This window comes from Paracoccus sp. R12_2 (assembly GCF_017744015.1).
Lineage (GTDB): Bacteria > Pseudomonadota > Alphaproteobacteria > Rhodobacterales > Rhodobacteraceae > Paracoccus.
In genome coordinates, this window is record NZ_JAGHRA010000016.1 from 97448 (window position 1) to 105167 (window position 7720).

The 7720-nt window shown below is 63.7% G+C and carries 12 protein-coding genes and 1 tRNA gene; 4 read left to right on the top strand and 9 right to left on the bottom strand.

The window, feature by feature from the left end:
- Positions 1 to 23: 23 nt before the first annotated feature.
- From fabZ to lpxB, 4 genes are all read left to right on the top strand, one after another.
- Positions 24 to 503 carry a 3-hydroxyacyl-ACP dehydratase FabZ gene (gene fabZ / locus J7359_RS16585; protein WP_209058295.1) on the top strand — a complete coding sequence of 160 codons (480 nt, stop codon included), beginning with the start codon at positions 24 to 26 and terminating at the stop codon, positions 501 to 503.
- The gene (lpxA, locus tag J7359_RS16590; protein WP_209058296.1) at positions 503 to 1291 is read left to right on the top strand and encodes an acyl-ACP--UDP-N-acetylglucosamine O-acyltransferase; all 789 of its coding nucleotides are present in this window, start codon (positions 503 to 505) and stop codon (positions 1289 to 1291) included. The genes fabZ and lpxA overlap by 1 nt, the downstream gene beginning before the upstream one ends.
- Positions 1288 to 2085 carry a UDP-2,3-diacylglucosamine diphosphatase LpxI gene (lpxI, locus tag J7359_RS16595; RefSeq protein ID WP_209058297.1) on the top strand — a complete coding sequence of 266 codons (798 nt, stop codon included), beginning with the start codon at positions 1288 to 1290 and terminating at the stop codon, positions 2083 to 2085. The genes lpxA and lpxI overlap by 4 nt, the downstream gene beginning before the upstream one ends.
- Before the next feature lie 85 nt (positions 2086 to 2170).
- Entirely contained in the window at positions 2171 to 3331 is a 1161-nt protein-coding gene (lpxB, locus tag J7359_RS16600) for a lipid-A-disaccharide synthase (RefSeq protein WP_209058298.1), read from the top strand.
- Here the strand turns inward: lpxB and J7359_RS16605 are convergent.
- The 9 genes from J7359_RS16605 to J7359_RS16645 form a co-directional block, all read right to left on the bottom strand.
- The gene (locus J7359_RS16605) at positions 3309 to 3659 is read right to left on the bottom strand and encodes a RidA family protein (RefSeq protein ID WP_209058299.1); all 351 of its coding nucleotides are present in this window, start codon (positions 3657 to 3659) and stop codon (positions 3309 to 3311) included. The genes lpxB and J7359_RS16605 overlap by 23 nt on opposite strands.
- 4 nt (positions 3660 to 3663) lie before the next feature.
- On the bottom strand, positions 3664 to 4419 hold the full coding sequence (locus J7359_RS16610) for a sulfite exporter TauE/SafE family protein (protein WP_209058301.1): 756 nt from the start codon (positions 4417 to 4419) through the stop codon (positions 3664 to 3666).
- A gap of 221 nt (positions 4420 to 4640) precedes the next feature.
- Positions 4641 to 4725, bottom strand: a tRNA-Leu gene (locus tag J7359_RS16615).
- A 100-nt stretch (positions 4726 to 4825) separates the two neighbouring features.
- Positions 4826 to 5746: a tyrosine-type recombinase/integrase gene (locus tag J7359_RS16620; RefSeq protein WP_247740479.1), complete on the bottom strand. Its 921-nt coding sequence runs from the start codon at positions 5744 to 5746 to the stop codon at positions 4826 to 4828.
- A gap of 98 nt (positions 5747 to 5844) precedes the next feature.
- Complete coding sequence (locus J7359_RS16625) at positions 5845 to 6048, bottom strand: hypothetical protein (RefSeq protein ID WP_209058305.1); 204 nt, start codon at positions 6046 to 6048, stop codon at positions 5845 to 5847.
- Positions 6048 to 6620, bottom strand: coding sequence for an MT-A70 family methyltransferase (locus tag J7359_RS16630; protein WP_209058307.1), 573 nt, complete (start codon positions 6618 to 6620; stop codon positions 6048 to 6050). The genes J7359_RS16625 and J7359_RS16630 overlap by 1 nt, the downstream gene beginning before the upstream one ends.
- On the bottom strand, positions 6617 to 7255 hold the full coding sequence (locus J7359_RS16635; RefSeq protein ID WP_209058309.1) for an HNH endonuclease signature motif containing protein: 639 nt from the start codon (positions 7253 to 7255) through the stop codon (positions 6617 to 6619). Before J7359_RS16635 ends, J7359_RS16630 begins: the two co-directional genes overlap by 4 nt.
- Positions 7252 to 7491: a hypothetical protein gene (locus J7359_RS16640; RefSeq protein WP_209058311.1), complete on the bottom strand. Its 240-nt coding sequence runs from the start codon at positions 7489 to 7491 to the stop codon at positions 7252 to 7254. Before J7359_RS16640 ends, J7359_RS16635 begins: the two co-directional genes overlap by 4 nt.
- Before the next feature lie 3 nt (positions 7492 to 7494).
- Positions 7495 to 7720 (bottom strand): hypothetical protein (locus tag J7359_RS16645; protein WP_209058313.1); only part of this gene is annotated, 226 nt, incomplete at its 5' end.

A 7720-nucleotide genomic window follows, 5' to 3' on the forward strand; every position in this document is an offset into this window, starting at 1 on the left:
CAGAAATCGCCGAAGGACCGCAAATGGCTGACGCACCGCGCACCCCCGCCCCCCATACCGAGGCCGATCTGTCGCTGATCAAGCGTATCATCCCTCATCGCTATCCGTTCCTGTTCATCGACAGGGTCCGCGACATCGTCCCGCATGAAGGCGGTGTCGGCATCAAGAACGTTACCTGCAACGAGCCGCATTTCCAGGGTCATTTCCCGGACGAGCCGGTGATGCCCGGGGTCACCATCATCGAAGCCATGGCGCAGACATCCGCGGTGGTGGTGGGCATCAGCATGAACATCATCGACCGGCCGCTGGCGACCTATTTCATGGGCATCGACAAGTGCAAGTTCCGCCGCATGGTGGTGCCTGGCGATGTCCTGGAACTGCACTGCAAGGCGCTGCGCGGCGGTGGCAGGATCTGGAAATTCGAGGGGCGTGCGCTGGTGGACGGCCAGCTTTGCGCGTCGGCCGAATTCACCGCGATGATGGCCCTGAAGGCCGATGGCTGATGGCTGAGACCCACATCCATCCGACTGCCGTGATCGAGGACGGGGCGCAACTGGGCGCCGGGGTCCGGATCGGACCGTTCTGCGTGGTCGGCCCGCAGGTGCGGCTGGATGACGGGGTAGAGCTGAAATCGCATGTCGTCGTCACCGGCGACACCTCGATCGGCGCCGAAACGACGATCTTCCCGTTTGCTTCGATCGGCGAGGTTCCCCAGGATCTGAAGTTTCGCGGCGAACATGTGCGGCTGCAGATCGGCGCGCGCAACCGGATCCGCGAATACGTCACCATCAATCCCGGCACCGAGGGCGGCGGCGGTGTGACCGTGATCGGCGACGACGGTCTGTTCATGGCGGGCAGCCATGTCGCGCATGACTGCCGGATCGGCAACGGCGTGATCCTGGTCAACAATGCCTCGGTCGCAGGACACTGCCATCTTGAAGAAGACGTGATCATCGGCGGGCTCTCGGGCGTTCACCAATGGGTCCGCATCGGGCGCGGCGCGATGATCGGCGCGGTGACGATGGTGACCGCGGATGTGATCCCCTACGGGCTTGTGCAGGGACCGCGCGGTCATCTGGACGGTCTGAATCTGGTCGGACTGAAACGCAGGGGCGCCAGCCGCGCCGAGATCCTTGCGCTGCGCGATCTGCTTGCCGCGCTTGGGCAGGGATCGTTCCGGGACACCGCACGCGCACGCTCCGGAACCGAGGTGACCGGGATGGAGCGTGACGTGCTGGATTTCATCCTTGGACCGTCGGACAGATCCTTCCTTGCCCCGAGGCCCGCATGAGCCGCATCGCAGTCATCGCCGGTCAGGGCCGGCTGGCCCCGGCCGTGATCGCGGCGCTGGATGATCCGCTGGTCTATGCGCTGGACGGTTTCGCCCCGGATGTCGCGGCGACACCGTTCCGGCTGGAACGGCTGGTGCCGTTTCTGGACAGCCTGATCGAGGCCGGTGTCGAACGGGTGGTCTTTGCGGGCGCGATCCGCCGCCCCCGGCTGGACCCCGAGGCATTCGATCCGCGCACCGCGCAGCTTGTCCCGCGCATCCTTGGCGCGATGCAGTCGGGCGATGATGCCGCGCTGCGCGAAGTCCTGAAGGTCTTCGAGGAAAACGACCTGACGATCTGCGGCGTCGATGAGCTGATCCCCGACCTGATCCCGTCCGAAGGCGTTCTGGCTGGAACCGTGTCCGATGCGGACCGGCGCGACGCCGACCGCGCCGCCGCGATCCTGACGGGCCTTGGCCCGTTCGATATCGGGCAGGGCGCGGTGGTGGCGCAAGGCCTGTGCCTTGCCATCGAGACGCTTCCGGGCACTGCCGCGATGCTGGAATTTGCCGCTGCCCATGCCGGGCTGCGTCCCAATCCGAACGGCGCAAGAGGGGTCTTCTACAAGGCGCCCAAGCCCGATCAGGATCGCCGGGTCGATCTGCCCACGATCGGGCCGGACACGGTCACCCAGGCGGCCGCGGCCGGCCTTGCGGGCATCGTCTGGCAGGCCGGCGGCGTCATCCTTCTGGATCGCGACGAGGTCGTGCGACGCGCCGATGCGGCCGGGCTGTTTCTTTGGGCACGCGCCTGAGCGGATATCCTTGCAGCGAAGAAAAGCTGGCGTCTTCTTCTTTGCTCAAATACCCAGAACGCAACGCAGCAACCGGAAAGCACGCATGAAGTTCTTCCTGATCGCGGGCGAGGTTTCGGGCGACCAACTGGGCGCGGCCCTGATGGCCGGGCTGAAGATCTTGCTGCCCGAGGCACGGTTCTGTGGTGTCGGCGGACCGTTGATGCAGGCTCAGGGAATGGAAAGCCTGTTCCCGATGGACGAGCTGAGCCTGATGGGGATCTGGGAGGTTCTGCCGAAATACCGGCATCTGAAACGTCGCATCGCCCAGACCGCTCAGGCCGTCACTGACGCGGCGCCGGATGCGCTGATCACCATCGACAGCCCGGATTTCTGCCTGCGGGTGGCCCGCGCCGCGCGCGCCATCAATCCCGATCTTCGCACCATCCACTATGTCGCGCCGTCGGTCTGGGCATGGCGACCCGGGCGCGCGCTGAAGATGGCGCAGGTGATCGACCATGTGCTGGCGATCCTGCCGTTCGAACCGCCCTACATGCAGGCGGCGGGAATGAGCTGCGATTTCGTCGGCCACCCGGTCGCCACGGCCGATATCGGCGGCCCGGATCAGGCGGGGCTTTTCCGCGCCGCGCATGGCATCGCGCCCGATGCGCCGGTGGTTCTGTGCCTGCCCGGATCGCGCAAGTCCGAGGTCCAGCGACTGGCCGGGCGATTCGACGAGGCGCTGATGCGCCTGCGCGACCGCGTGCCCGAGATCCGGGTCGTTCTGCCGACCGTGCCGGGCGTCGCCGCGATGGTGCGCGACATGGCCCGCCGCTGGCCCACATCGCCCATCGTGGTCGAAGAACCCGACGAAAAGATCGCGGCCTTCGCGGCGGCCGACCTGGCGCTTGCCGCGTCGGGCACGGTCAGTCTTGAACTGGCGGCGAACCGGATCCCGATGGTGATCGGCTATGACATGGCGCCGCTAAGCCGCCTGATCCTGAAAATGCTGCTGCGAACCGACACGGTCACGCTGGTCAATCTGGTCAGCGACACGCGGGCTGTGCCTGAATTTCTGGGCAGCGCCTGCCAGCCCGGCCCGCTTTCGCACGCACTTCAGGATGTGCTGGAGGACATGGCGACGCGCAAGGCGCAGCTGGACGCGATGGATCTGACGATGGACCGCCTTGGCAAGGGAGGTGAGGCGCCGGGCCTGCGCGCGGCGCGCTCGGTCCTGGGGGCGGTTACAGCACCGCGGTCACGATGATCTCGACCTTGTAGTCGGGCGTCGCCAGCTTTGCCTCTCCGGTGGCGCGTGCGGGCGCGTGACCCGGCGCGACCCAGGCGTCCCAGACCTTGTTCATCGCCGCGAAATCGGCGGCCATGTCGGCCACCCAGATCTGCGCCGAGACGATCCTGGTCTTGTCGGTCCCGGCCTTCTTCAGCAGCGTGTCGATCTGCGACAGGATCGCGCGGGTCTGGTCCTCGGCCGATTTGCCGGGTTCGCCCACCTGGCCTGCCAGCCAGACCATGCCACCCGCGACAACCGCCTGGCTCATGCGCTGGCCGCTTTCGATGCGTTTGATGTCGGTCATGTCGTCATACTCCTTTGAAAAGACGCCAGAAGAAAATCGCGGTCATGCCGAAACCGACCGCCGCGATCAACAATCTCAGGGCAGGGCGCGGGATGCGCCGTGCAACCGGTGCCCCGGCATATCCGCCGATGATCGTGCCCGCCGACATGATGGCGGCGGGGCCCCAGGCGATCTTGCCACCGATCGCGAAGACCACAAAGGCAATGACGGACAGCGCAAAGGACAGCCAGCTTTTCAGCCCGTTCATCTGATGCAGGTCGGTCATGCCCCACATCGCGAACACCGCCAGCATGACGATCCCCAGCCCGCCGTTGAAATAGCCGCCATAGATCGACATCGGCAGCAGGACGCCCAGCCCGAACGGCGTGACCACCGACCGCCAGCGCGCGGCAACGCGGCGCACGGTATCGGCCCAGTAGAAGACGATCGTGGCCAGCAGCAGCAGGAACGGCACCAGCGCCGAGAATGCCTCATTGGAACTGATCAACAGCAGGCCGCAGCCAGCGGCGCCCCCGATCATCGTCCACGCGGTCAGCTTCAGCATCGGCGCGCCGGGCATCCGGGCGATGTCGCGGCGAAACCCGACCGTCGCCGCCAGATATCCCGGCAATGCCGCGACCGTCGCGGTCGCGTTCGCGGCGACCGGCGGAATTCCGGTGAAGACCAGCGCCGGAAACGTGATGAACGTCCCGCCACCTGCGACGGCGTTCAGCACGCCCCCTATGACACCTGCCAGAAACAGCAAGGCCAGCTCAGCCATCCCGACCTCTCGGAACTGCGGGGGTCGGATGCCCGGGTCCTGTCGCCATTCCGCAACGGGTCTGGAAAGGCCGTGGCCGCGATTCGGTGAAATTCATGTCGATACGGGTCCACGCCAGAAGGGTCTGTGGCGCTGATCGCCAATTCACGATCATCTAGCGCAATTCGACCGGCGCCGTCCAGAACGCGCCGCGCCTGTCTGGTTAGCCTTCTGAGGGAAAATGGTGCGGGTGGAGGGACTTGAACCCCCACGCCTTGCGGCGCCAGAACCTAAATCTGGTGCGTCTGCCAATTTCGCCACACCCGCAGATGGCTGTTTTATCATAGTATAACAGCGCGTTAGGGTCGTTATCATATCTCTCTGAAAGATGCGAGTGCGAAAGTGTTTTACAGATCGGTTTTCACTTTCACGATCCGTTTCTGTTCTGTTCGACTCTGGTTTGTGCTTGCCTCGAGGTGCGCTTCTGGTTCGCCGCGCCTCGATACTTCTGCACCATAGCCAGCGTTCTGTGGCCCGTTACGGACTGGATCTCTGCATCCGAACAGCCGGCTTCCGCGAGGCGAACTGCAGCAGTATAGCGCCAGCCGTGAATAACCAGGCGGCCTTTGCCGCTGAGGACTCCAATGCCGTCTCTGACATCTTCGACGGCCTTCTGGACCGCCCGCTTTCCGATCGGCTGCGTCAGGTTGCGAGCGAGGATGTGGCGCCCCCGCTTTGGCAGGTTGGCGAGATAGTCGCGTAGTCTCTGGGGACAGTAGACCGAGATTTTGGCGCCGGTCTTCTCCTGCACGACGTTCATGAACTCGCCGTCGAAATCATCCCACGTCATCGCGCAGCAGTCGCCAATTCTCTGGCCGGTGCCGACCGCAATTTCATATGCTGTCCGAGCGAGCGAGTTCCCGGTCTTCTCGCAGTAGATCTCGAACGCACGCAGCTTTTCTTCTGGCCAAGGCTGGTATTCGCCACCCTTCAGCTTCTCGATGTTGATGACAGGGTTGCGATCAATCCATTCTAGGTCGACTGCATGACGGCACAACATGGAGAGGACTGCCACCCGTTCGTTCGCCTTGGACCACGAGGCGGCCAGCTTGTCCCGGGCATCAATGGCGTGTTTGCGCCGGAGAGTCCGCATGTCCTTCGATCCGTTCTTCTCGCGGATCTCTTCACAATGTCGGCGATAATTGGCCTTCGTGCCATCTGCCAGTTTGGCGAATCCCGGGCTTTTGTAGTAGCTGATGATCAAATCGTTCCAGCTATGGCGGCTTTGAGCTTTCGCCTTTCCAGACCGACAATCCCAATAGGCGTCAGAGAATTCCTTGCTGTCCATGTTGTCCGGAAGCCGCCGTCGGACGCTACCCTTCCGGAAATAGACATATGTCCGCTGTCCTCGTTTGACGAACTGCAGATACGGTAAGCTTGTCTTCTTCATGTCTCGAAATCGCCATCGTCCGCCGCTTCGCCAGAAATAATGCGACGTAGGGTGCTGGTTTCCCAGCGAGGCAGTCCGCCTATGGATTTTGGCGGCGGTAGATGTCCGCCATCGACAAGCCGACGAAACTCTGCCGGGGTCATGTCCAGCATCGCTGCGGCCGTCCTCTCGCGCACCGCAATCTGTTCGTGCCGTCGCATCAGCCTTTCTCCTCGAACTTGTCGGCCTCGTTTCCCCAGTTTGACCAGCCTGGTCTGCGCTGCCGGCTGAAGACCTCGATGCGCCGTCCGTCCGGCATCATCTGCTCGGCCGCCGCGAAGGCCTCTTCAGGCTTCCGGCTGTGTTCGCGGATCTTGCCCATGATGACCGACCGGACCGAGCGTGTGGTCTTCGGCTGCCCGCGCGTGCCGACCAGGAAAGGCTCGCCCGCGCATCGCAGGATGTAGCCGGTGCCGAAGGCCTGCTTGCCGGTGCGGGTCAGCTTGGCCCAGTGGCCGGCCGTCTTGAATTCGAAGCCCCAGGCGTGCAGCACCTCGATCGCCTGGGGCAGCATCGGGTTGGTCGCCCAGAGCCACAGGACGCAATCGTCTGCCGCCAGTGCGCTGACGGGCAGGGCGGCGATGTCGGCCAGCGACATGCAGCCATATTGCGCCTGCGGAGCCTTTCCTTCGCCTTTCTCGGAGCGCAGTTCGTACGACCGGGGCGGATCCGCCATGATCAGGTCGAAGCCGCCGAAGGGCCGCAGGGCGATGAATTGATGCAGCGGGCTCATTTCTTTCGCCTGCGCGCCTCGCGCGCCTGGTTGTCGAGGCGGGCGATCGCCATCAGGGTTGGCTTCACCTCGGCCGGTGCGTCGTCGAATTTCAGCCCGTTCCAGCGGCCATTCAGCCTGGGCAGCATGCCCCGCGGGACGGGCTCCCAGTTCGACGGATCGGTATTGGTCTTGTCGCCGTCCAGGCATTTCAGGGCATGGCCCTCGGGTACCGGACCGTTGGCCTTTTCCCATAGATAGCGATGCTTGTGGACGGGCCGCGTCGCCGCGCCTGACCACGGGTTCGGCTCTTCGATGATCATCACGACATAGCCGTCCTTGCCGTCGATCCGCTCGTGACCTGGTCCGCGACTATTGTGCGGCCTGTTGCCTTTCTTGAAACGGGTCGCCGCACTGTTGGGATGAAACGGCATGGACTTGCCCTTGTTTTCGGGCTCTCGGTCGGGTTCATAGCGACCCGTCCTGCCGGTCATCCATCCTCTGCGCTTGCACAGGGCGTTCAGGTTGCTGAGCGAAACATCGTCACGTTCAAACCGCGCACAGAACAGCGCATGCATTTCACGGCGCGGCATGCGGCACCTGGCTTCGATCCAGTCCAGCTCGTCCTGGTCATAGGTGATGGATCGACCCTTCATCCGTCGCTGCCCCCGATCTTCGGCAGCATCGGCATGATCTGCGATCCGTGCTGGGCCCACAGCTTCGCGGCGTTCAGCTGCAGGTTCGCGTTGCCGACGATCTGGTCGGCAACCGCCACGATGGCATCGGTGCGCTTGATCTCGGCCTCGAGGCTGTCGCCCTCGATGGCTTCATCGGAAAGCCGTTCGAGCTGCGCGAACAGATGGTTGTTCAGGTCGGATAGCTTGTTCTTCATGATTCAGGGTTCCTGCTGCAATTGACTGGGGCAGACGTCGCCGTTCTCACGCAGCATTGAGGGCGCAGAGGGTTTCGCGATCTGCCCGACCATGAGAGACTTTCGGAGGTTTTGATAAAAGGTATTGAAGTGACTGGACGAAATTGGCTTCGGGCCTATCTCTTCATCTTCGTCATGTCGGCTTTGGCGATCTACTTTGCGCATGCCGCCATCAACGGGCCCTACGGTG

What these genes read in the sequence shown, in the direction of transcription:
- fabZ (WP_209058295.1), top strand. Translation starts at nt 24, where the DNA reads ATGGCTGACGCACCGCGCACCCCCGCCCCCCATACCGAGGCCGATCTG.
- lpxA (WP_209058296.1), top strand. Translation starts at nt 503, where the DNA reads ATGGCTGAGACCCACATCCATCCGACTGCCGTGATCGAGGACGGGGCG.
- lpxI (WP_209058297.1), top strand. Translation starts at nt 1,288, where the DNA reads ATGAGCCGCATCGCAGTCATCGCCGGTCAGGGCCGGCTGGCCCCGGCC.
- lpxB (WP_209058298.1), top strand. Translation starts at nt 2,171, where the DNA reads ATGAAGTTCTTCCTGATCGCGGGCGAGGTTTCGGGCGACCAACTGGGC.
- J7359_RS16605 (WP_209058299.1), bottom strand. Translation starts at nt 3,659, where the DNA reads ATGACCGACATCAAACGCATCGAAAGCGGCCAGCGCATGAGCCAGGCG.
- J7359_RS16610 (WP_209058301.1), bottom strand. Translation starts at nt 4,419, where the DNA reads ATGGCTGAGCTGGCCTTGCTGTTTCTGGCAGGTGTCATAGGGGGCGTG.
- J7359_RS16620 (WP_247740479.1), bottom strand. Translation starts at nt 5,746, where the DNA reads ATGGACAGCAAGGAATTCTCTGACGCCTATTGGGATTGTCGGTCTGGA.
- J7359_RS16625 (WP_209058305.1), bottom strand. Translation starts at nt 6,048, where the DNA reads ATGCGACGGCACGAACAGATTGCGGTGCGCGAGAGGACGGCCGCAGCG.
- J7359_RS16630 (WP_209058307.1), bottom strand. Translation starts at nt 6,620, where the DNA reads ATGAGCCCGCTGCATCAATTCATCGCCCTGCGGCCCTTCGGCGGCTTC.
- J7359_RS16635 (WP_209058309.1), bottom strand. Translation starts at nt 7,255, where the DNA reads ATGAAGGGTCGATCCATCACCTATGACCAGGACGAGCTGGACTGGATC.
- J7359_RS16640 (WP_209058311.1), bottom strand. Translation starts at nt 7,491, where the DNA reads ATGAAGAACAAGCTATCCGACCTGAACAACCATCTGTTCGCGCAGCTC.